Genomic DNA, 22,259 nt, shown 5'->3' on the forward strand with positions numbered 1-22,259 from the left:
AGGCAAAAATAATACTAGTATCTGTCAAATTAAAATTAGACAAAATCTTTATTAGGCAGTAATATTGCTTTAATAAACCAACGACTAATGAGTACAGCGAATACGGTATTAAAAATACATCCTAAAGATAACGTTATAGTAGCCTTAAGAGATTTAGAAAAAAACACGAAAGTGTCTCTAAATTCTGAAGATTATATTCTCAATGATACTATTCCTGCAAAACATAAATTTGCTACGCAAGCCTTTAAAAAAGGTGATGCCGTTTATATGTATGGGGTTTTAGTTGGACGAGCTAAAAAAGATATCGCCAAAGGCGGATTAATTAGTACTACAAATTTAGAGCACGATACCGAAACTTACGCAGCTAACAACGAAAAAAATAAAATTGAGTGGGAGCAACCCGATTTTTCAAAGTTTATAACTAAAACATTTAAAGGTTACCACAGGGCAGATGGTAAAGTTGGAACCGAGAATAATTGGTTAATTATACCGTTAGTGTTTTGCCAAAATAGAAATGTTGAGGTTTTAAAACACGCGCTTTTAGAAAAATTGGGTTTCAGTAAAGAGCAGCATTTAAAATTAGATGTTGATGCTTTAATTGAAGATTATAAAAATGGAGCTTCAACCGAAGCCATTTTAAATAAAGATATTTTAAAATCTTCTCAACATAAGGAGAAGAATCCATTATTTCCAAATATAGATGGCATTCATTTCTTAACTCACGAAGGTGGCTGTGGTGGTGCAACTTCAGATTCTGTGGCGCTTTGTCATTTATTGGCAGGTTATATTAATAACCCAAATGTGGCTGGAGCAACCATTTTAAGTTTAGGTTGCCAACATGCACAAGCTAGTATTTTACAAGATGCTTTAAATAAAATGTCGCCCGAACATAAAAAACCTATTTATGTTCTAGAGCAGCAGCATATAGCTTCTGAAGAAGTACTTTTAGCCGAAGCCGTTAAAAAAACTTTTGTTGGTTTAATTGAAGCTAATAAAATAGAACGAAAACCAGCGCCATTAAGTAAATTGGTTATTGGTTTAGAGTGTGGTGGTTCCGATGGCTTTTCAGGTATTTCTGCAAATCCAACCTTAGGATATGTTTCCGATTTAATTGTGGCTCTTGGTGGTGCAAGTGTGTTGTCAGAATTTCCAGAGTTAAATGGTGTTGAGCAGGAAATGATTAATAGATGTACAAAGGTTGAAAACGCTAAAAAGTTTTCACAAATAATGTCTACTTACAATGCTAAGGCCGATGCTTTAGGAGCAGGTTTTTATGCAAATCCTTCACCAGGAAATATAAAAGATGGATTAATTACTGATGCTATTAAATCTGCTGGTGCTGCAAAAAAAGGAGGAAGTTCTCCAGTTGAAGATGTTCTAGACTACACAGAGCAAGTAACTCAACCAGGTTTAAATTTACTGTGTACGCCAGGAAACGATGTAGAGTCTACTACAGGTTTGGCAGGTTCTGGGTGTAATGTTATTTTATTTACCACAGGTTTAGGTACACCAACAGGTAACCCAATTACACCAGTTGTAAAGGTATCTACCAACTCAAAATTATACAATAAAATGCCTGATATTATAGATTTTAATGCAGGTACAATTATAGAAGGAACAACCTCTATTGAAGAAGCTGGCGAGCAGTTGCTAGACTTTGTAATCGAGGTAGCTAGCGGTAAATTAACAAAAGCTAAGCAATTGCGTCAAGACGATTTTATTCCATGGAAACGCGGAATGTCCTTATAAAATATTAACCCAACTAACATCACATGTCAAAATTTAGTTTAAAAAACAAAGTAGCTTTGGTTACTGGAGGCGGTAGCGGTATAGGTAAAGCCATATCGTTAACTTTTGCACAGCAAGGAGCCGAAGTACATATATTAGATTTTAATTTAGAAGCAGCCGAAGAAACGGTTAAAGAAATTGAAGCAACAAATGGTAAAGCTGCAGCACATAAATGCGATGTTGCCAGTAAAACTAATGTAGATAGCATTGTAGAAACCATTACAAAAAACGGAAACATCGATATTTTAATAAACAATGCGGGTATCGCTCACGTTGGAAATATTGAAGCTTGCGAAGAAGAAGATTTGGATAGGTTATACAATGTAAACATTAAAGGTGTTTATAACTGTATCAAATCGTGTTTGCCGGCCTTAAAAAAATCAGGTAACGGGGTTATTTTAAATTTAGCATCTATTGCATCAATAGTTGGTATAAACGATCGTTTTGCGTATTCTATGACTAAAGGTGCGGTGTTAACCATCACCTATTCCGTAGCTAAAGATTATTTAAAAGATGGTATCCGTTGTAATTGTATAGCTCCAGGTCGTGTGCATACACCATTTGTAGATGGTTTTATCAAAAAAAATTATCCAGGAAAAGAAGACGAAATGTTTGCTAAGTTATCACAAACGCAACCAATTGGCAGAATGGGTAAACCACAAGAAATGGCCGATTTAGTATTGTTTTTATGTTCAGATGAAGCCGGATTTATTACAGGTTCTAACTACGCAATCGATGGAGGATTTGTAACCTTAAACGGAAATTAATAAAACACTCAAAAAAATAATTTAAAATGAAATTAATAAGATTTGGAGCTGTAGGCGAAGAAAAGCCTGGGGTTCAGTTAGCAAACGGAACTAAAATTGATGTTTCTGCTTTTGGGCAAGATTACAATGAAGATTTCTTTGGAAACGACGGTATCGAGAAATTAGCAAAGTGGTTAGAAACTAACCAAGCTAGTTGTCCAGAAATTGATGATAATGTACGTTTAGGTGTGCCATTAACCAGACCATCAAAAATAGTTTGTGTAGGTTTAAACTATGCACAACACGCTGCCGAAGCTGGTATGGAAATTCCAAAAGAACCTGTATTATTCTTTAAATCTACAACAGCATTAGTTGGGCCTAACGACGATGTTATTATTCCAAAAAACAGTGAAAAGAGCGATTGGGAAGTAGAGTTAGCTATTGTAATTGGCAAAAAAGCATCATATGTAGAAGAAGCAGATGCTTTTAATCATATAGCAGGATATGTTTTACATAACGATGTAAGTGAGCGTGCTTTTCAAATAGAAAAATCTGGGCAGTGGTGTAAAGGTAAAGGTTGCGATACATTCGCTCCAGTAGGTCCGTTTATTGCAACAACAGACGAAATAGAGGATCCGAATAACTTAAACTTATGGTTAAAATTAAATGGCGAAGTAATGCAAAATAGTACAACTTCAGATTTTATTTTTAACGTACAACATGTGGTTAGCCATATTAGCCAATTTATGACGCTTTTACCTGGAGATATTATTTCTACAGGAACGCCATTTGGTGTTGGTTTAGGTTTAAACCCACCAATGTATTTAAAAGAAGGTGATGTTATGGAGTTAGGTATTGAAGGCTTAGGAGTTTCAAAACAAAACGTAAAAGCATACAAATAATGCGTATTGATGCACATCAACATTTTTGGATTTTCAATCCAGTTAGAGATAGCTGGATTGACGATTCTATGTTGGTTATTAGAAAGGATTTTTTACCAAAGGATTTAAAGCCCATTTTAAAAGCCAATAATATTGATGGTTGCATTGCCGTTCAAGCAGATCAATCTGAAAAGGAAACTAATTTTTTATTAGAATGTGCCTTAAATAATCCTTTTATAAAAGGTGTTGTTGGTTGGATAGATTTGTGTAACGAAAACGTGGAAGAAAGATTAAAGCATTTTACGCAAAACAAATTATTTAAAGGTGTTAGGCATATTGTACAGGCTGAAACAGAAGATTTTGTTTTACGAAACGATTTTCTAAACGGAATTAGCAAATTAAGTAAATATAACTTAGTTTACGATATTTTGGTTTTTCCAAATCAATTAGAAAATGTAATAAAAATGGTAGCTAAGTTTCCAGAGCAAGAATTTGTTCTAGATCATATAGCGAAGCCAAAAATTTCAGAAGGATTAATAGCAAATACCAACTGGAAAACTAATATTAAGCGTTTAGCATCGTATAAAAATGTATCTTGTAAAGTGTCGGGAATGATTACCGAAACACAAGATTTTAAGTGGGAAGAAAAAGATTTTTACGAATTTTTAAATGTAGTTGTTGAAGCTTTTGGCACAGACAGATTACTTTTTGGTTCCGATTGGCCAGTGTGTTTATTGGCAGGAGAATACCAAGATGTGCTTCAAATTATAGAACAATATTTTAGTGCATTCTCAAAAGAAGATGTTAGTAAAATTATGGGAGATAATGCAGCTAGAATATATAAGCTAAACAACTAATCAACAAACTAAATTAATGGATTTACAACTAAAAGATAAAGTAATTATAGTAACTGGTGGCTCTAAAGGAGTTGGCTTAGGTATTGTAGAATCTTTAATTAGAGAGGAAGCTATACCTGTTATAATTACAAGAAATAAAGCTAGTGTAGATGAGGTTATTAAAAACTTTAAAGTACAAGGCGCAGAAGTTTTTTATGCAATTGCAGAACTAACAGATCCAGAACAGTGTAAAAACGCAGTACAAGCAACTATAGATAAATACGGCCGAATAGATGGTCTTGTAAATAACGCCGGCGTTAACGATGGCGTTGGTTTAGAAAGTGGTGATGCTAATAGTTTTATAGAATCATTAAAACGAAACATTGTACATTATTATTTAATGGCTCAATATGCCTTGCCTGAACTTAAAAAGAGCAAAGGAGCTATTGTAAACATAGGCTCGAAAACAGCCGATACAGGACAAGGAGGAACCTCTGGTTATGCAGCTGCAAACGGCGGTAGAAATGCTTTAACTCGTGAATGGGCGGTTGAGCTTCTACCTTATGGTATACGTGTAAATGCACTTATAATTGCAGAATGTTATACGCCATTGTACGAGAAATGGATTAACACATTTCCTAATAAAGAAGAAAAATTAGCATCTATCACAAAAAATATTCCTTTAGGAAAAAGAATGACAACTCCAGAAGAGTTAGGTGATACTGTAGCCTTTTTGTTATCAAACAAATCTAGCCATACCACAGGGCAATTGGTTTATGTAGATGGTGGTTACACGCATTTAGATAGAGCCATAGAATAAAAACCAAAAACTATAATAAGAAAACAACTGATTAAATGAATAATACAGAAAAAACTCCCGTTGTATCAAAAAAAATAATTTTACCTTTTATACTAGTTACCTCTCTTTTTGCCTTGTGGGGTTTTGCAAATGCAGTAACAGACCCAATGGTTAATGCCTTTAAAAAGGTTTTAGAGCTATCTAACACACAAGCATCTTGGGTACAAATGGCATTTTATGGCGGGTATTTTTGTATGGCTTTACCTGCTGCTTTATTTATGCGCAAGTATTCATACAAAGTTGGGGTATTAATAGGTTTAGGGCTTTATGCTAGTGGAGCATTATTATTTTATCCTGCTGCAACTACAGAAATGTTCTGGTTTTTCTGTTTAGGTTTATACATATTAACCTTTGGTTTAGCTTTTTTAGAAACTGCAGCAAACCCATACATTTTAGCAATGGGGGCTAAAGAAACAGCTACACAACGTTTAAACTTAGCACAATCATTTAATCCAGTAGGTTTAATAGGAGGTTTGTTGGTGGCAAAGTATTTTGTTTATGACAAATTACAGTCTGATGATATTGCCGATTTTTCCGCGTTAAGCGAGTCAAAAAGAGCAATGGTTAGAGTTGCCGATTTAGCAGTAATACGCGATCCTTATGTTGTGTTAGGTTTAGTTATTTTAGGTGTTTTCGTGTTGTTTTTAGTTAACAAAATGCCACAAAGTAAAGCAGAAGGTACTATGCCTAGTTTAGGAGCTACTTTTAAAGGGTTGTTTAAAAACTCTAAATATGTTTTAGGTGTTTTTGCCCAAATTTTGTACGTAGGTGCACAAATTATGACTTGGACATATATTTACCAATATGCAGAAGCCATTGACTTAGCAAATGCCGGAGTAGCAGGTTACGAAAAAATAGATGTTTTCGCCTACCAATTTGTAGCCTTTATTTTATTTGCTGTTGGTCGTGTGGTTGGTACAGCTATGTTACGTGTAATGAGCCCAGGAAAATTATTAATGTTCTTTGCTTTACTAGCAGCTATTTTTGTTGCAGGAGCTATTTTTATAAGCGGCACTGTTGGTTTATATTGTGTAGTTGGTATTTCATTTTGTATGTCACTTATGTTCCCAACTATTTACGGTATTGCTTTAAACGATTTAAATGAAGAAGAATCTAAAGTTGGTTCTGCAGGTTTAGTAATGGCCATTGTAGGTGGTGCATTATTACCAATGTTACAAGGAATGATAATTGATGCTGGAGGTAACGGGGTAGCAGACACTTTAATTTTAGGTGTAGCAGAAGTTAACTTTTCATTTATACTGCCATTAATTTGTTTTGCATATATAGCATGGTATGGATTTCATGTGTTTAATAAGCATGAGGTTAAAGCTAATATTTCTTAAAATTATTTAAATGAAAAGACATTGTTTTGCTCTCGATTTAAAAGATGATGAAGTTTTAATTGAAGCTTATAAAACCTATCATAAAAACGTTTGGCCAGAAATTATTGCAAGTATAAAAGATTCTGGAATAGAAGCTTTGGATATTTATTTGGTAGCAAATAGGTTGTTTATGATAATGGAAGTAAACGATACATTTTCGTTTGAGAAGAAAAATGAAATGGATTTAAATAATCCTAAAGTACAAGAATGGGAAACATTAATGTGGAAATATCAACAGGCATTACCAGCAGCAAAACCAGGTGAAAAATGGATGCTAATGGATAAAATTTTTGAGTTACAAATTATATAGTTAGAGAAAAACCAAACTCAAAAGAGGCTTCAATTTTATATTGAAGCCTTTATTTTTTATCTTAATTTTGTTTTAAGTAAAGTTATCTTTGGTTAAAGATCTAATTGCATCCAAAGCGGGCGATGGTCTGAAATATAATATCTTAAATAGGCTCGAAAGTTTTTGGATGTTTCATTTTGCCAAAGTTCTGGAAAAATGGCAGTATCAAAATCAAAAACACCATTATTTACAATTTTAGATTTTATGTCTGGAAGAAACGCAATTTGGTCAAATTGTTTATCATTTGAGATGTTTGAGTATACTTTAGTTGAATGATCGGGAAGCAGTAAGCCACGACTTAAAAGTGCATTATAAACAACATCGCCAGGTTCTACTTTTGGGATGTTAAAATCGCCTAAAGCAATTATGTTTTTCGAGAAAGCGTTTTTGTTTTTTCGGTTTAAATCGGCATATCTAGAAATGGCATAAGCTTCTAGCGCGCGCCTATTTAAATCAGATTTTGATGTGCTTCCGGAAAAGGAATGCACCGTAATTAAAATAAAAGTAAAGTTTTGCCACTGGAAAGAGCATAGGTAAGGGTTTCTATCAAAACCTGTAAAGGTTTCAGTAATTCCCTTAATTTTTATGTATTTATGGTCTTTTGGCGCTACGGCAATTTCGCCAACAAGTTCCAATAATTTAATCTTTCGGTTATCATATATAAAAGCCGATCGTTCGTTGTTGCCACCTCTATCAGAAAATATTAAGCTGTAATAACTTGGTAGTTCAGATTCAATGTTGCGTAAACCTTCCAAATTAGCATTTACTTCTTGCACAGCAACTACATCAAACCAGTTAATTATTTCGGCAATAAGTTTATAATGGTCGGTGTGTCTGTCTTGTAAGCCAAGGTTAGCAATGTTCCATGAAGCAACAAGGAGTTTATCTTCTAATTTTTCTGGAATTTCTCTGTGTGTTTTATGTGTTTTTAAGTTTTTTATTTCATCTATTAATCGAAACGGAAAACTAAATTTTGGTTTAGCAAAGGATGGCATTAGTGTAGTGTTTAGATTATGCACTCTAATATAAATATTAAATTTTATTATTTTAAAATATAAGTTGTTCATTTTCAGTTGTAAATGAAACAATGTTGAATTAAATTGAAAAAGGCCTCAAAATTAATATTTTGAAGCCTTCCTTTTTTGATTGATTGTTTGGTTTTATCGTTGCACAATGCTACCTGAGGAGCTATCGCTTTTATCAACAGTTTTTGGGTTTCCATAATAATTTACATCTGCACCACTAGAAGCTTTAGCAATTAGTGTTTCGGTTGTGTTAACTGTTATTCCAGCACCGCTAGAAGCCTTTACTTCGCTGCTTTTTGTAATTAAATCTGCCGCTCTAATATCGCTTCCGCTTGAGGCTTCGGCTGTAAGTGTTTGTGTGCTTCCGCTTAAGCGTATGTCGCTTCCGCTACTTGCTTTGCAATTTAGGCTATTGGTTTTTACTTCTAGTTTCATATCGCTGCCGCTGCTAGATTTTAAACTTAAATGTTCTGTAACTATAGGTGTTTTTGCTAATACATCGCTACCACTTGTAGATATTATGCTACTAACATTTTTAAAATTGACATTAACTTTTAAAGTTGTAGAGTAACCAATACTTTCTTTACAGTGTATTTTTAAAACCCCGTCTTCAATATCGGTTAAAATGAGGTCTTGTAAATTTTCGTCGGCTTCAACAACAATACTTTCGGTGTTGCTTTGTGTTAAATATACGTCTAAACCTTCGGTGGCTTTAATGGTTGTAAAGCTTTCAGTTATCATTCTGTTACTAGTAACTACATTGCCGTTACCGCGCTCTCCCATATCAAATTTACAGGAGAATAACGTTAAACTAATTATGGCAGCTACAATGATTTTGATTAGAGTGGTCATGATTGTTCGTTTTTTAATTGATTTAATTTGTTAGTCAAATATATTTAAGGATTGATGCATTTTATAATTTTGGTTTCTGAATTGTAAATTATTCAGGATGAATTGTGATGATTTTAATTATCCTCGTCAGAATCTATTTCAATACCATCAGAATTAATGTTAACTCTAACGGTTTCAGAGGTTGCTTTAACGCCTTCATCATCAATTTTAATTTCGTTGCCATCGGTTGTAATTTCAATACCATCATCATTTATTTTTAATTTTGGTGTATGTACTTCAATTTCAAAATCATCTTCTTCAGGGCAATCTAAACATTCAGATGCTTCAGCATTAATTTTTATATAATGGTTTGTAAGTTCGCGAGACACCAAATTGTTGCTATTGCGGTAATATGATAAAAACGATTTTGTGCTTTGGCTAAAATAAACCACGGCATTTTCTGGTAAATACAAGTAAACATAAACCTCTTGGTCGCTAAATTTGTTTTTAACATGAGTAATTAAATGGTCGTTTAGGTATAAGGTGTTATTTTCAAACTCGTAAGTATAAACAATGTTTTTTGCACGTTGTAAAGCAATATCGTAATCGCTACCATCGGCATGTTTTTCAATAATTAGTTTTGCAGTATCTTCGGATGTCGATTTTACTCTAATATTAATATCTGTAGAGTAAATTACTTTTTCTCCGGCCTCGTTATGCTTAATTTTAAAACCGTTATTGCGGTTAAAACTAGAGTGAAAACTATCGGAACTAACCATTTTTACGGTAAGTGTATCATTTGCGGTAACAGGAAGCTCAACTTTTTTATTAAAACTTTCGTCGTAAGCATGTTCGCTGGCTTGTCTAACCCCAATTACAACAAGAGCAATTACAGAAATTAACCACAAGCCTAGTAGCGTAAATTTCGCAAAATTACCAATAGATTTTAAGTTGGTTACTAAAATTTTTAAGCCTAAATAAAACAGGAAGAAAAACGGAATACCAACTGCAAAAAAGGTAAAAATAGATACCAACCAAATGGGCGTGTTTCCTGTGTTGGCAATTTCAACCATATCTAAACCCGGGATATGAATAATATCTACAACACCAACCGATAAAAGTCCGATAATAAGCGCAATTAAAGTAGCGGCGCCAACAAAAATTAAGAGTATACCAATAAATTTTGCAAAAAGCTTTACAAAAAACATGATAAGATTGCTTAATGCATCAAAAAAAGTTTGCGAAGACGATTTTATGTTATTCGATTGCTTTTTTAAATCTACATTTTTCGCGGCATTAGTAACAGAATCGGTGACATTTTTCGCGGCTTTACCAACTGTTTCTGTTACGTTTTCAAAACCATCTTTAATTTTTTTTTCAATGTTACTTATGTTCACCGGTTCGCCGGTCATCATAATTTTTTCGGCAGTCGTTTTGGCTTCAGGTACTAAAATCCAAAGTAAAATGTATAATAAAACCCCAGTTCCTAGTCCAAAAATTAATAATATCCAAGCTAAACGAATCCAAATAGCATCAATGCCAAAATAGTGTGCTAAACCAGACGATACACCTGCAACATAAGCACTATCAGAATCTCTAAAAAGTTTTTTATTCGATGCTGTTTTTTTCGTTTTTACAGGTTGTGGCTCGTCTTCAAAAATCTCGTCGTCTACAATATAATCTTCCGGTTGCCCCATAATGGCAATAACATCATCTACCTGTTTAATACCAATAACTTGCTTGTCGTTTTGTACACGCTCGTTAAAAAGTTCGGCAATACGCGCTTCAATATCGGCTATAATTTCAGATCGCCCTTGCGAGTCTGTAAACGAACGTTTAATAGCCTCCAAATAGCGTTGTAATTTTAGGTAAGCATCCTCATCTATATGAAAAAATATACCTGCTAAATTTATGTTGACTGTTTTATTCATTTTTGGTTGTTTTTTGGCTAGTTACAATAGTTACAGCGTTGTGCAATTCGCTCCACGTTGTGTTTAATTCTTTTAAAAATAGTTTTCCCGTTTCGGTTAATCCGTAATACTTTCTAGGTGGTCCCGAGGTCGATTCTTCCCAGCGGTAGCTTAATAATCCCGCATTTTTAAGTCGTGTAAGTAAAGGGTAAATAGTGCCCTCAACTACCAGCAACTTAGCATTTTTTAGGGTGTCTAAAATTTCTGCAACATAAGCATCTTCGTCTTTTAAAACCGAAAGTATGCAGAATTCTAAAACGCCTTTTCGCATCTGTGCTTTGGTGTTCTCTATCTTCATAAGGTCATGCGTTTAATGTTTTTAAAACTGTTCATTTTTTGATTGATTGATTGATTTTGATGAAATTTATTTTTTTTGGCGTTACCCTCGAAACTTCGGGGTCGGGCTTTTATTCATGATTCTTTATTCTGTATTTTTGAATTCATGAACATAAATGTTTCGCTATATCTTTTTCTCGTTCCTCAAAAAAGGATGTCGCTGCAATCCCTAACGCGCTTCATAGTTTTTATAAACTTTTAGTTAGTTATAAGTTTTAGTATTGGGTTTATAGTGTCCTTTTTAAAAATAAAGGAGTAACTGGTGTGTTATTTCTTATTTTAAAAAATTAATAGTTAAAGGATATTCATACAACTCACCATCTCTAGCTTTTAAACTTGCAACTACAATTAATACCAGTTCAATAATAAAGGCAATAACAGCAACTGCGCCTAAAAAACCACTTAAATAAAGTAGAGGAGAAGGCTTACCAACGTTAATATGAAAATTGTTAAAGCCATGAAAATCTATAACATCTAAGCCATTAAATAATTTGAAAATAAAAAACGGAATAGAAAGTGTCCCCAGAATAACAGCATATAATAAAATACTTATTTGAAAATTAATAGCCTGTTTACCATGCATATCTATAAAATTACTTTTCTCTTTGTTTATAGACCATAATACTAGTGGGCCTACAAAATTGCCAAACGGAATAAAGAACCGGCTAAATGTAGATAAGTGAATAAATGTAGCGATGTTTTTTTGATGCGATGTTACCATGATTTTTTTTGATTGATTAAAAACATATAATAGTTTCTTATACAAATATATGTCTAAAAACAGGTACTTTGTTACGCATAGTACTAAAAATTAACAAAATATTAACAAATAGAGTCGTGTTCGCTTATTTGTAATAGATTGTTTAGTAGTGTTTTATTGGTTAATTGATGAGGTTGTTAATTTTTTCCCATAAATCATTATCAAAAGTAGAGAGTGCAAAATTCTCTTCACTAGCGGCATCTCCCATTCTAATAATTACTAATTTTTTGCTGGGTATAACGTAAAGTTTTTGGTCGTTTTTACCTAAACCAGCATACATGTCGTTTGGTGCGTTAGGAATAAGTTCGCCGCTAAACTCAAATTGCGTTTGTGGTAAATGGTAGCTTGCTTTTCCGTTTAGCCACCACATATAACCGTAAGCTTCATTAATAGTCTGCGAGGTATTAATGGCTTCATTTAAAAAATCTTCAGGAATAATTTGAGAATCTTCCCATTTACCATTGGCATACATTAGCAAACCAAAACGTGCCATACTTCGGGTATTGCTCCAGTACACATTGGTGCTCTCAAAAGGAAACCAAAATCCATTCATTCCTATTTCGTCTTTTAGTTTGCTGTTAAAATAGGAATTCCAAGTGCTTCCTGTAGCTGTTGCCACAACGTCTTGTAGTTTTAAAAAAACACCATGGTATGCCCAACGTGTTCCTGCATCGGCGAGGTAGTTTAGGTCTTCTGGAGCAATATCATCATCACTATCATCTAAACCAGAAGTCATGGTTAATAAATGTTTGTTGGTAATTAATGCTTCTTGTTCAGCTGTAGCGCTTGTCCAACCTGTTCCTATATAATCTGAAACTTTATCGTTTATATTTAAATAACCTTCTTCTTGTGCAATTCCTGTAATAGCGGTGGTTAAAGTTTTTCCTGCGCTTGCCCAATACCAGTTTGTGTCTTCATCATGATCGTTAAAATATTTTTCAACTACAATCTTTCCTTTATAAAGTATCATGAAACTTTTGCTGTTGTTTTCTTCTAAAAAATCATATAAATTTTGAAGTTCGTCTTCATTCCAATCTAAATCTGTAACAGACGTGCTTTCCCAAGTATCGTTATCAATCGGTGGGAAATAAATAGTAGTTTCAATATCTTCATTTTCAGGCTCGGTATCTGAGTCGTTACTTGAGCAATCGAAAAAAAGTAAGACGAATAAAGAACAAATAATTAGGTTAATAGCAGTTTTCATAAGGTAGATTATAATTTTAAGACCCTCAAATATATAAAAGGTTTAATTTAGTTGTATCTTTGCGCCCTGATTTATAGAAAAGTATGCGTACAAAAACTCTTAAAAAGAACAGAATTAACGTTGTAACCTTAGGTTGTAGTAAAAATGTTTACGATAGCGAAGTGCTTATGGGCCAATTAAAAGCTAGCGGTAAAGATGTAGTACACGAACAAGAGGGCAATATTGTGGTAATTAACACTTGTGGTTTTATTAATAATGCCAAAGAAGAAAGTGTAAATACCATTTTAGAGTATATGCAAAAAAAGGAAGCTGGCGATGTTGATAAGGTTTTTGTAACAGGATGTCTTTCGGAGCGTTACAAGCCAGATTTAGAAAAAGAAATTCCAGACGTAGATCAATATTTTGGTACAACCGAATTACCAGGATTGTTAAAAGCTTTAGGTGCCGATTATAAGCATGAACTTATTGGAGAGCGTTTAACAACAACACCTAAAAATTACGCTTATTTAAAAATTGCTGAAGGTTGCGATCGGCCGTGTAGTTTCTGTGCTATACCAATAATGCGCGGTAAACACCGCAGTACACCAATTGAAGATTTAGTTACCGAAGCAGAAAAACTTGCTGCAAATGGCGTTAAGGAATTAATTTTAATAGCTCAAGATTTAACTTATTACGGACTCGATTTATACAAAAAACGAAACTTAGCCGAACTTTTAGAAGCTTTAGTAAAGGTTGAAGGTATAGAGTGGATTCGTTTACATTATGCATTTCCAACTGGTTTTCCAATGGATGTGTTAGATGTTATGAATCGCGAACCTAAAATTTGTAATTATCTTGATATTCCGTTGCAACATATTTCCGATGCTATTTTAAAGAGTATGCGTCGTGGTACAACACAAGCTAAAACAACTAAGCTTTTACAGGAATTTAGAGCAAAAGTGCCAGAAATGACTATTCGAACGACTTTAATTGTTGGATATCCGGGTGAAACAGAAGAAGATTTTCAAACGCTTAAGCAATGGGTTAAAGATATGCGTTTTGAGCGTTTAGGTTGTTTTACATATTCTCATGAAGAAAATACACATGCCTATAATTTAGAGGATGATGTGCCAGAGGAAGTTAAAATAGATCGTGCGAACCAAATTATGGAAATTCAATCGCAAATTTCTTGGGAGCTTAATCAAGCTAAAATAGGGCAGGAGTTTAAGGTTATTATCGATAGAAAAGAAGGTAATTACTTTGTAGGCCGTACAGAGTTTGATTCGCCAGATGTAGATAACGAAGTTTTAATAGATGCCAGTAAAACTTATTTAAAAACAGGCGAATACACTACCGTAAAAATTACTGAAGCCGAAGATTTTGACCTTTATGGTGAAGTTATTAGTTAAATAAAATAGTTTTAAAACTTATAAAAAAAAAGCACCTTCAACGGGTGCTTTTTTTATTCAAATTAAATTGATAAACTTGTATATGCAGAAATTTAATTTTCATGAATTTATTGAGGGCATAAGCCCAGAGTTTACAAATGTGTTAGATGTAAGTATTTTAAAATCTGAATATTGTACTTTAGATTTATCTGAAAGTAATGATGAGCTAAATAACATAGATGTTGGTTGTACTAATGCATTAGGTGAATATATAAATAAACATATAGCTAATAATGATGCTAAAGTTGCTTTTGGTGGTTATTTAGAAAAACGAAATATTTATAAGAGAAGTAACCATTTTAACAGTCAGTCTCAAGATGAAAGAGATATTCATTTAGGAATTGACTTATGGATTGAAGCCGAAACTCCAATTTTTACACCATTTAATGCGGTGGTACATAGTTTTAAAAATAATACTAATTACGGCGATTACGGGCCTACCATAATTTTAAAGCATAACATAAATGATGTTGTTTTTTACACGCTTTATGGGCATTTATCATTAAAATCTATTGAAAATTTAAAAGTAGGTCAAATTTTTAAAAAAGGCGAACAACTTGCAACTTTGGGAGATGATAGTGTAAACGGTAATTACCCGGCACATTTACATTTTCAAATAATAAAAGATTTACAAGAAAATTTTGGAGATTACCCAGGTGTTAGTAGTGTTAAAGATTTAGAGTTTTATAAAACGAATTGTCCAGATCCTAATTTACTTTTAAAATTAAATTAGTTCTCATTATAATTTTTTATAAGTATGTATTTATCCTGTTAACTCAGTTTTACATAAAAACTTTATTTCTTTGTTAAATTTGTTATATAAGTTTACAAAATATCAACTTAAATAAATTAATTAATATGAGACAGTATACATTTATTTTATGCCTTTTCTTTTGTATGGGTATAACAAATTCACAAACAATAGATCAAGATAAATCTGTTGTAAGATTTAGTATAGACAATATGAAATGGAATACTGTTGAAGGTAAATTATCTGGAATGAAAGGTGATGTGGTTTTTGATAAAAATAACTTATCAACTTCAAGCTTTAATATTAGTATAGATCCAGCAACAGTTAATACAGAAAGTAAAAAGAGAGATGAACATTTAAAAAATGAAGATTTTTTTCATGTTGAAAAATATAAAACAATAAATTACAAATCTCAAAGCATAGTAAAATCTAGTGATAAGTATATTACTAAAGGTAAAATGACGTTGCATGGCGTAATAAAAGATGTTACTATTCCTTTAATTATTAACGAAAATACTGATAGTATTATAATTGAGGGTAAATTTGAGTTAAATCGTTTTGATTATGGTTTAGGAGCAGAAAAGTATAAGAAAACATTTATGGTAGGAGAAATAGTAACTATAAACATTAGTTGTGTTTTAATTAAACATAAATAGTTAAAATATTTAATTCATAATCAAACGTATAGTTGTATTCTGTAAATACAGCAAAGTCTTCAATTAAAATATTAGGGCAACAGCTATTAGTGTCGTTAATTGTTGTTGAATATGATGTTCCTAATTCCGATAAATTATCAATAATTATAGATTCATTGTTTAATGTATGCAAACCTATACATATTGTATTATTGTAATCCTCATTACTCGTTGAAACTATGTAAAAATAAACAGCTTCATCTTCAGTATTTTTAATTATAATATTATTATCAGTAATATTGTTTTCGGTTACATAATTATTTCCTGTTTCAGAATCTATTATTTTTATGTAATACGAAGAAGCTTCGCAAGATACAGCAGCACAGTCTATATTATCGTCACTACTTTTACAACTTATTGAAATAGTTAACAGAGTAAATAATATTAATATTTTTTTCATCTTGTTTTTTTACCAAGACGATATTTGATTAAAAAGGTTGCGTTCAATATTAAAAAATCCCGAAAACAGTTGTTCTCGGGATTTTTTATGATAACCTGAGCTTGTTCAGGTGTTTGTTATTTTGAATTTAGATTCTGAAACGAGTTCAGAATGACAGTGTAACGTATTACTCTTCAACCAAAACCCAGTCGCCTTTGGCAATTAAAGGTTCTGCTTGTTTGTATTTTACAGTTTTACTTTCACCATTCATGACGTGTTTTATTGTAACACGGTCGTTACGACCAATTTTTGGTTTATCGCGAACAATAGTTTCAACAACTTCTGCTTGACGTTGCGTATTGCCTGCAGCTCTACTTTGGGCAGCACGCTCGTCTAGGTTAGGAATTTCCTCTTTACTTGTTTGTACTTTTTCGGCTTGCCTAGTTCTAGCCTCTTGAATGTTTTCTTGAGTTTCGCTTGGTAATTCACCTTTAAATAAGAATGAAATCACATCTTTGTTAACCTCATCAATCATAGCTTTAAACAATTCAAAAGCTTCAAATTTATAAATTAAAAGCGGATCTTTTTGTTCGTGAACAGCTAATTGAACGGATTGTTTTAACTCATCCATTTTACGTAAATGCGTTTTCCAAGCATCGTCAATAATGGCAAGCGTAATATTTTTCTCGAAATCGGTAATTAATTGTTTTCCTTTGGTTTCGTAAGCCTTTTCTAAATCGGTTACAACATTTAAGCTTTTTACACCATCGGTAAATGGTACAACAATACGTTTGTACTTATCACGCTGATTTTCATAAACATTTTCAATAACTGGATACGCAATTTCTGCATTTCGCTCCATTTTTTCACGGTAATTATCGAAAGCTGCTTTGTATACTTTTGATGTGATTTCTTGAGCAGAAAGCTTTCCAAATTCAGCTTCAGAAATAGGAGCACTCATCGAGAAATAACGAATTAATTCAAACTCGAAGTTTTTAAAATCGTTAGCGCCTTTGTTTGTTTCTGCTATGTTTTCAGCAGTGTCAAAAATCATATTCGCTATATCTACACGCAAACGCTCACCGTTTAAAGCATTGTAGCGACGTTTGTATACCACTTCACGTTGGGCGTTCATTACGTCGTCGTATTCAAGTAATCTTTTACGAACTCCAAAGTTATTTTCTTCAACTTTTTTCTGTGCACGTTCAATAGATTTCGATATCATAGAATGTTGAATAACTTCGCCTTCTTTTAAGCCCATTCTGTCCATCATTTTAGCGATACGTTCGCTACCAAATAAACGCATTAAGTTATCTTCTAACGATACGTAAAATTGCGAGCTACCAACATCTCCTTGACGACCAGCACGACCACGTAACTGTCTGTCTACGCGACGCGAATCATGACGTTCTGTACCAATAATGGCTAAACCACCAGCGGCTTTAACTTCGTCGCTTAATTTAATATCGGTACCACGACCAGCCATGTTAGTTGCAATAGTTACTTGCCCACTTTTACCTGCCTGATCTACAATTTCAGCCTCTTTTTTATGTTGTTTTGCATTTAATACGTTGTGCGGAATTTTTCGAATACTAAGCATTTTACCAAGCAATTCTGAAATTTCTACCGAAGTTGTACCAATTAAAACAGGACGACCTGCTTTAGAAAGTTGTGTAACTTCCTCGATAACGGCATTGTATTTTTCACGTTTTGTTTTGTAAACTAAATCATCACGGTCATCACGAGCAATGGGTCTGTTAGTAGGTATTTCAACAACATCAAGTTTATAAATTTCCCAGAATTCGCCAGCTTCGGTAACGGCTGTCCCCGTCATACCAGACAGTTTACGGTACATTCTAAAGTAATTTTGAAGTGTTACCGTAGCAAATGTTTGTGTGGCGTCTTCAATCTTAACATTTTCTTTAGCTTCAATGGCTTGGTGTAAACCATCAGAGTAACGACGACCTTCCATAATACGACCAGTTTGTTCATCAACAATCATTACTTTATTATCCATAACCACATATTCTGTGTCTTTTTCAAATAAGGCATACGCTTTTAAAAGTTGATTTAAAGAGTGAATACGCTCAGATTTTATACCAAAATCTTTATAAAGGTCTTCCTTAAGTTCAGCTTCTTCTTCTTTACTTAAGTTTTGCTCTTCTATTTTAGCAATTTCAATACCTATTTCGGGTAGAATAAAAAAGTTAGGGTCGTCTTTACCAGAAATATATTCAACACCTTTATCGGTTAATTCAATTTGATTATTTTTTTCTTCAATAACATAATACAATTCAGCATCAACCTTTGGCATTTCGCGGTTGTTGTCTTGCATGTAAAAGTTTTCGGTTTTTTGTAGTAATTGCTTAACGCCTTCTTCACTTAAAAATTTAATAAGTGCTTTGTTTTTAGGCATACCACGGTATACACGAAGTAATTGAAAACCACCTTCTTTAGTGTCGCCTGAGGCAATAAGTTTTTTAGCTTCGGCTAAAACGCCCGTTAAGTATTTACGTTGTACACCAACAATATCGTCTACTTTAGGTTTTAGCTCTGTAAATTCGTGACGATCGCCTTGCGGAATTGGACCTGAAATAATAAGCGGTGTACGAGCATCGTCAACCAAAACAGAATCGACCTCATCTACAATAGCATAGTTATGTGGGCGTTGTACTAAATCATCTGGTGAGTGCGACATGTTATCGCGTAAGTAGTCAAAACCAAATTCGTTATTTGTACCATAAGTAATGTCGGCTTTGTAGGCTTTTCGTCTGGCGGCAGAGTTTGGTTTGTGGTAATCAATACAATCTACTGTTAAGCCATGAAACTCAAAAATAGGAGCCATCCACGCGCTATCACGTTTTGCAAGATAATCGTTAACCGTTACTAAGTGTACACCTTTACCAGCTAAGGCATTAAGATAAACAGGTAATGTAGCAACCAACGTTTTACCTTCACCAGTTTGCATTTCTGCTATTTTACCTTGGTGCATAGCAATACCACCAATAAGCTGCACATCGTAATGTACCATATCCCAGGTTACTTCTTTTCCTGCAGCATTCCAAGAATTTGCCCAAGTAGCTTTATCGTTTTCTAGGGTAATGTAATCTTTTTCACCAGATAAGCTTCTATCGAATTCGTTTGCTGTAACACTAATAGATGTGTTGTTTGCAAAGCGTTTAGCAGTTTCTTTTACCACAGCAAATGCTTCGGGTAAAATGTCGTTTAAAACATCTTCTGTAATTTTGTAAGCTTCGTCTTTAAGTTTATCTATTTGGTCGTAAATATCTTCACGAGCATCAATATCTTCAGTGTTTTCTGCTTCTTTAAGTAAGTTTTCAATTTGCTCGTCTATAGCTTTGTTAGCCTCAGCTATTTTATGTTTAAACTCAGCAGTTTTATTACGAAGTTCGTCGTGCGATAAGGCTTCTAAATCGCTTTCAAAAGCTTTTACCTTTTTTACAATAGGCATTATGGCTTTTACATCTTGTTTAGATTTATCGCCAACAAATACCTTTAATACAGAATCTAAAAAACTCATGTTTATATATTTTACTGTTTCTACATTAAATGAGAAACATAGGTGTTTATTATTTTAATTTTATGTATTATGAAACATGTTCAAAGATACATTTTGTTATTATTTTAAATAACTACTTGAATAAAAAAAAGCCTCAAAACGAGACTTTTTAACTATAATTTATACTTTTCTTTAGTATTCATCTTCATTCCAAAGATAATCTTCATCGGTTGGGTAATCAGACCAGATTTCTTCAATAGAATCATACGAATCGCCTTCGTCTTCAATAGATTGTAGGTTTTCAACTACTTCTAAAGGAGCACCTGTTCTAATAGCATAATCTATTAATTCGTCTTTAGTCGCTGGCCAAGGTGCATCACTTAAATAAGATGCTAATTCTAATGTCCAATACATGTTGTGTTCGTTTTAATTTTCTGCAAAAATAAATTTTTAGTTTAAACAAGCAAGAAAAAAATGAATTATTTTAATTTTTAAAAAAACAGGTTCAATTTTACTGACAATCAACAGTTTTAACAGGGTTTAAAATATTAATATTTAATGCATCTCTGGGCAAAAAACATCAAATTAAACCGTTTTATCAATAATATTATGAACGTTTAAAGCTATTAATTTGGGCGCTACCCTAAAAGGGTCGGGCTTTACACTACAAGTTTTGGCTCGATGCGCGCCTCGCCAAAAGCTATTCGTTTCAATCCCTAGCGCAAAAGGGAAACCCTATAATGTTTAAGTTGTAATTTAATACTTTTCGGGAATCCACTTAACTTCATTAGCTTGCAAGTCGTAGGTCAACTTTCGTGCCAACACAAAAAGATAGTCAGAAAGGCGGTTTAAGTATATTAAAGCATTAGGCTCAAAAGGTTCTAAGTCGTTTAAACTTACAGCTAAACGTTCGGCTCTGCGGCACACACAGCGTGCAATATGACAGAATGACACGGTTTGGTGTCCGCCAGGTAAAACAAAATGCGTCATAGGTGGTAAGGCCTCATTCATAGTATCCATTTCTTGTTCTAGTAGCCCAATATCGCTAGCGGTTATTTTTTCAATATTTAAGCGATCTTTACCATTTTTTAAAGTTGCTTTATCTGGCGCTGTTGCTAAAATGGCCCCAATTGTAAATAATTTATTCTGAATGTTGATTAAAATTTTTTTGTAATTATCATTAATGTTTTGGTCGCGAATTAAACCTAAATGTGAGTTTAGCTCGTCTATAGTGCCATAACTTTCAATACGAATATGGTGTTTGGGTACACGTGAGCCTCCAAAGAGAGCAGTTGTACCTGCGTCGCCAGTTTTAGTGTAAATTTTCATAGCTTCAAATTTATATTTAAATTACTAATACAGCAAAATATAAAGCTGTTGCATTTTACTTTTTGGCATTGTTTAAAGCATCTTTAAACTTAATATCTTTATCAACTTCAGTTTTAAAAGCTTTAATCCAGCCGTTTTCAAAAATATTAATTATAGTAGGGAATATTCCTGCGTTTACATTATTTAAATCGCCTTCAAGTGGAACTTTAGTGGCTAATGTTTTTGTGCCTTGGTTTTTTAAAATAAACTTAAATAAACCTACAAACCCTTCCCAAATTGTGCTTAAAATACCATCGTCTTTACCAATAAGTTTGGAGTCTTTTAGCATTGGTTTTATATAACCTTTTAAATAACTGTTAGCAATTGCTATTTCGCCGAAAACATCAATATTACCATATTCAAAATCGATACCTCCATAATGTCTAGTAAAATCGTTTACCGAAGTTACGCTGGCATTAGTAAGCTCGAAATCTATATCTAAATCTGGAATGGTTTTAATTAAGTTAATAGCGCCGTTTATATTAAAATTACCATTACCTATACTTACACCAGAACCTGAAATGGGAGATGGTAGTTTGTTGTTGTTTTCAACTACGTTTCTTAGGTTTTCTGCAGTAAACTCTACATCGTCCATATACAAATCTAAGCTAGGTTCTGTGGTTATTTGGGCAATACCTACTTTACCGTTATGTACTTCAAAATGGTTAATTTCTAAAGGCACAAGGTCTGTAATAGCTGTTGTCCAGTCGTCTAGTTCGGCCTGTTCACCATTAACTGTAGCTTCTTGGTCTTCTAGAATATAAGTAACTTGTGGGTTGTACATTATAATTTCGCTAACTATGCTTCCTTTAAATAAGGATTTCCATTCTATAGAAATATCAGTTTTTGGGAAATTTAAAAAAGGTACTTGGCTTTTCGCATTAACTTTATTTAAGTATAAATCTTTTATAGTGTATGCGCCTCGATATAGCGATATATCAATATCTTCAACATGGCCATAATATTCAGGTATGTTGGCTAATGTTTTATTAACATAGTTTTTTACAATGTATGGTAAAGCTAACCGAGCAATTACTAGTAAAATTACTATGCTAGCTATAATTTTAAATCGTTTTTTCTTGTAAAATTTTCGTTTGGAGTTGTGAGAGTTCTTTTTCATATATATGAATATTGCATTTTTTTGTTAATTTT

The 22,259-nt window shown here is 33.2% G+C and carries 21 protein-coding genes; 10 read left to right on the forward strand and 11 right to left on the reverse strand.

Annotation, left to right across the window (positions count from 1 at the left end; genetic code table 11):
- Window positions 1–87: 87 nt before the first annotated feature.
- Genes LG649_RS12475 through LG649_RS12505 form a run of 7 tightly spaced genes read left to right on the forward strand, consistent with a single transcriptional unit; the run spans window position 88 to window position 6,802 of the window.
- The gene (locus tag LG649_RS12475) at window positions 88–1,749 is read left to right on the forward strand and encodes a UxaA family hydrolase (RefSeq protein ID WP_226544137.1); all 1,662 of its coding nucleotides are present in this window, start codon (window positions 88–90) and stop codon (window positions 1,747–1,749) included.
- A 23-nt stretch (window positions 1,750–1,772) separates the two neighbouring features.
- A complete protein-coding gene (locus tag LG649_RS12480; protein ID WP_226544138.1) occupies window positions 1,773–2,555 on the forward strand; it encodes an SDR family NAD(P)-dependent oxidoreductase in 783 nt (260 codons plus the stop codon).
- A gap of 26 nt (window positions 2,556–2,581) precedes the next feature.
- Complete coding sequence (locus LG649_RS12485) at window positions 2,582–3,436, forward strand: fumarylacetoacetate hydrolase family protein (RefSeq protein ID WP_226544139.1); 855 nt, start codon at window positions 2,582–2,584, stop codon at window positions 3,434–3,436.
- Window positions 3,436–4,272, forward strand: coding sequence for an amidohydrolase family protein (locus tag LG649_RS12490; RefSeq protein ID WP_226544141.1), 837 nt, complete (start codon window positions 3,436–3,438; stop codon window positions 4,270–4,272). The genes LG649_RS12485 and LG649_RS12490 overlap by 1 nt, the downstream gene beginning before the upstream one ends.
- Window positions 4,273–4,288: 16 nt before the next feature.
- A complete protein-coding gene (locus tag LG649_RS12495) occupies window positions 4,289–5,071 on the forward strand; it encodes an L-fucose dehydrogenase (RefSeq protein ID WP_226544143.1) in 783 nt (260 codons plus the stop codon).
- Window positions 5,072–5,106: 35 nt separating this feature from the next.
- Window positions 5,107–6,453, forward strand: a complete 1,347-nt coding sequence (fucP, locus tag LG649_RS12500; RefSeq protein WP_226544145.1) for an L-fucose:H+ symporter permease — start codon at window positions 5,107–5,109, stop codon at window positions 6,451–6,453.
- Window positions 6,454–6,463: 10 nt separating this feature from the next.
- Window positions 6,464–6,802 (forward strand): L-rhamnose mutarotase, encoded by a 339-nt coding sequence (locus LG649_RS12505; RefSeq protein WP_226544152.1) that lies wholly within the window; start codon window positions 6,464–6,466, stop codon window positions 6,800–6,802.
- 92 nt (window positions 6,803–6,894) lie between these two features.
- Here LG649_RS12505 and LG649_RS12510 read toward each other — a convergent pair whose 3' ends face one another.
- From LG649_RS12510 to LG649_RS12535, 6 genes are all read right to left on the reverse strand, one after another.
- Window positions 6,895–7,836 (reverse strand): endonuclease/exonuclease/phosphatase family protein, encoded by a 942-nt coding sequence (locus tag LG649_RS12510; RefSeq protein ID WP_226544153.1) that lies wholly within the window; start codon window positions 7,834–7,836, stop codon window positions 6,895–6,897.
- Window positions 7,837–8,001: 165 nt separating this feature from the next.
- The gene (locus LG649_RS12515; protein ID WP_226544154.1) at window positions 8,002–8,718 is read right to left on the reverse strand and encodes a head GIN domain-containing protein; all 717 of its coding nucleotides are present in this window, start codon (window positions 8,716–8,718) and stop codon (window positions 8,002–8,004) included.
- Window positions 8,719–8,831: 113 nt separating this feature from the next.
- Window positions 8,832–10,628, reverse strand: a complete 1,797-nt coding sequence (locus tag LG649_RS12520) for a PspC domain-containing protein (protein WP_226544156.1) — start codon at window positions 10,626–10,628, stop codon at window positions 8,832–8,834.
- Window positions 10,621–10,965: a PadR family transcriptional regulator gene (locus tag LG649_RS12525; RefSeq protein WP_044633969.1), complete on the reverse strand. Its 345-nt coding sequence runs from the start codon at window positions 10,963–10,965 to the stop codon at window positions 10,621–10,623. Before LG649_RS12525 ends, LG649_RS12520 begins: the two co-directional genes overlap by 8 nt.
- A gap of 312 nt (window positions 10,966–11,277) precedes the next feature.
- Window positions 11,278–11,724, reverse strand: a complete 447-nt coding sequence (locus tag LG649_RS12530; protein ID WP_226544158.1) for a DUF4870 domain-containing protein — start codon at window positions 11,722–11,724, stop codon at window positions 11,278–11,280.
- A 160-nt stretch (window positions 11,725–11,884) separates the two neighbouring features.
- Window positions 11,885–12,967, reverse strand: coding sequence for a serine hydrolase domain-containing protein (locus tag LG649_RS12535; RefSeq protein WP_226544159.1), 1,083 nt, complete (start codon window positions 12,965–12,967; stop codon window positions 11,885–11,887).
- 83 nt (window positions 12,968–13,050) lie between these two features.
- Between LG649_RS12535 and rimO the strand changes: the two genes are divergently transcribed.
- The 3 genes from rimO to LG649_RS12550 all read left to right on the forward strand — a co-directional run bounded on the left by rimO (window position 13,051) and on the right by LG649_RS12550 (window position 15,801).
- Window positions 13,051–14,355: a 30S ribosomal protein S12 methylthiotransferase RimO gene (gene rimO, locus LG649_RS12540; protein ID WP_226544161.1), complete on the forward strand. Its 1,305-nt coding sequence runs from the start codon at window positions 13,051–13,053 to the stop codon at window positions 14,353–14,355.
- Window positions 14,356–14,437: 82 nt separating this feature from the next.
- On the forward strand, window positions 14,438–15,127 hold the full coding sequence (locus LG649_RS12545; protein WP_226544162.1) for a peptidoglycan DD-metalloendopeptidase family protein: 690 nt from the start codon (window positions 14,438–14,440) through the stop codon (window positions 15,125–15,127).
- Between the two features lie 125 nt (window positions 15,128–15,252).
- Window positions 15,253–15,801, forward strand: coding sequence for a YceI family protein (locus LG649_RS12550; protein ID WP_226544163.1), 549 nt, complete (start codon window positions 15,253–15,255; stop codon window positions 15,799–15,801).
- Here LG649_RS12550 and LG649_RS12555 read toward each other — a convergent pair.
- The 5 genes from LG649_RS12555 to LG649_RS12575 all read right to left on the reverse strand — a co-directional run bounded on the left by LG649_RS12555 (window position 15,788) and on the right by LG649_RS12575 (window position 22,227).
- Window positions 15,788–16,240, reverse strand: a complete 453-nt coding sequence (locus tag LG649_RS12555; protein WP_226544164.1) for a hypothetical protein — start codon at window positions 16,238–16,240, stop codon at window positions 15,788–15,790. The two genes, LG649_RS12550 and LG649_RS12555, sit on opposite strands and share 14 nt — an antisense overlap.
- Window positions 16,241–16,406: 166 nt before the next feature.
- Window positions 16,407–19,760, reverse strand: coding sequence for a preprotein translocase subunit SecA (gene secA / locus LG649_RS12560; RefSeq protein ID WP_226544165.1), 3,354 nt, complete (start codon window positions 19,758–19,760; stop codon window positions 16,407–16,409).
- A gap of 171 nt (window positions 19,761–19,931) precedes the next feature.
- Window positions 19,932–20,153: a DUF2795 domain-containing protein gene (locus LG649_RS12565; RefSeq protein ID WP_019387375.1), complete on the reverse strand. Its 222-nt coding sequence runs from the start codon at window positions 20,151–20,153 to the stop codon at window positions 19,932–19,934.
- A gap of 342 nt (window positions 20,154–20,495) precedes the next feature.
- Window positions 20,496–21,068, reverse strand: coding sequence for a cob(I)yrinic acid a,c-diamide adenosyltransferase (locus tag LG649_RS12570; protein ID WP_226544166.1), 573 nt, complete (start codon window positions 21,066–21,068; stop codon window positions 20,496–20,498).
- 55 nt (window positions 21,069–21,123) lie between these two features.
- Window positions 21,124–22,227 carry a DUF748 domain-containing protein gene (locus LG649_RS12575; RefSeq protein WP_226544167.1) on the reverse strand — a complete coding sequence of 368 codons (1,104 nt, stop codon included), beginning with the start codon at window positions 22,225–22,227 and terminating at the stop codon, window positions 21,124–21,126.
- Between the last annotated feature and the right edge of the window lie 32 nt (window positions 22,228–22,259).

Origin of the sequence: Neotamlana laminarinivorans (assembly GCF_020523925.1) — a bacterium.
Taxonomy (GTDB): Bacteria; Bacteroidota; Bacteroidia; order Flavobacteriales; family Flavobacteriaceae; genus Neotamlana; species Neotamlana laminarinivorans.

Bases quoted from the DNA above. Each gene is read 5' to 3' on its own strand.
- LG649_RS12530 (WP_226544158.1), bottom strand. From the start codon at position 11,724: ATGGTAACATCGCATCAAAAAAACATCGCTACATTTATTCACTTATCT.
- LG649_RS12475 (WP_226544137.1), top strand. From the start codon at position 88: ATGAGTACAGCGAATACGGTATTAAAAATACATCCTAAAGATAACGTT.
- LG649_RS12555 (WP_226544164.1), bottom strand. From the start codon at position 16,240: ATGAAAAAAATATTAATATTATTTACTCTGTTAACTATTTCAATAAGT.
- LG649_RS12480 (WP_226544138.1), top strand. From the start codon at position 1,773: ATGTCAAAATTTAGTTTAAAAAACAAAGTAGCTTTGGTTACTGGAGGC.
- LG649_RS12525 (WP_044633969.1), bottom strand. From the start codon at position 10,965: ATGAAGATAGAGAACACCAAAGCACAGATGCGAAAAGGCGTTTTAGAA.
- LG649_RS12485 (WP_226544139.1), top strand. From the start codon at position 2,582: ATGAAATTAATAAGATTTGGAGCTGTAGGCGAAGAAAAGCCTGGGGTT.
- fucP (WP_226544145.1), top strand. From the start codon at position 5,107: ATGAATAATACAGAAAAAACTCCCGTTGTATCAAAAAAAATAATTTTA.
- LG649_RS12515 (WP_226544154.1), bottom strand. From the start codon at position 8,718: ATGACCACTCTAATCAAAATCATTGTAGCTGCCATAATTAGTTTAACG.
- secA (WP_226544165.1), bottom strand. From the start codon at position 19,760: ATGAGTTTTTTAGATTCTGTATTAAAGGTATTTGTTGGCGATAAATCT.
- LG649_RS12510 (WP_226544153.1), bottom strand. From the start codon at position 7,836: ATGCCATCCTTTGCTAAACCAAAATTTAGTTTTCCGTTTCGATTAATA.
- LG649_RS12565 (WP_019387375.1), bottom strand. From the start codon at position 20,153: ATGTATTGGACATTAGAATTAGCATCTTATTTAAGTGATGCACCTTGG.
- LG649_RS12570 (WP_226544166.1), bottom strand. From the start codon at position 21,068: ATGAAAATTTACACTAAAACTGGCGACGCAGGTACAACTGCTCTCTTT.
- LG649_RS12545 (WP_226544162.1), top strand. From the start codon at position 14,438: ATGCAGAAATTTAATTTTCATGAATTTATTGAGGGCATAAGCCCAGAG.
- rimO (WP_226544161.1), top strand. From the start codon at position 13,051: ATGCGTACAAAAACTCTTAAAAAGAACAGAATTAACGTTGTAACCTTA.
- LG649_RS12575 (WP_226544167.1), bottom strand. From the start codon at position 22,227: ATGAAAAAGAACTCTCACAACTCCAAACGAAAATTTTACAAGAAAAAA.
- LG649_RS12505 (WP_226544152.1), top strand. From the start codon at position 6,464: ATGAAAAGACATTGTTTTGCTCTCGATTTAAAAGATGATGAAGTTTTA.
- LG649_RS12520 (WP_226544156.1), bottom strand. From the start codon at position 10,628: ATGAATAAAACAGTCAACATAAATTTAGCAGGTATATTTTTTCATATA.
- LG649_RS12495 (WP_226544143.1), top strand. From the start codon at position 4,289: ATGGATTTACAACTAAAAGATAAAGTAATTATAGTAACTGGTGGCTCT.
- LG649_RS12535 (WP_226544159.1), bottom strand. From the start codon at position 12,967: ATGAAAACTGCTATTAACCTAATTATTTGTTCTTTATTCGTCTTACTT.
- LG649_RS12490 (WP_226544141.1), top strand. From the start codon at position 3,436: ATGCGTATTGATGCACATCAACATTTTTGGATTTTCAATCCAGTTAGA.
- LG649_RS12550 (WP_226544163.1), top strand. From the start codon at position 15,253: ATGAGACAGTATACATTTATTTTATGCCTTTTCTTTTGTATGGGTATA.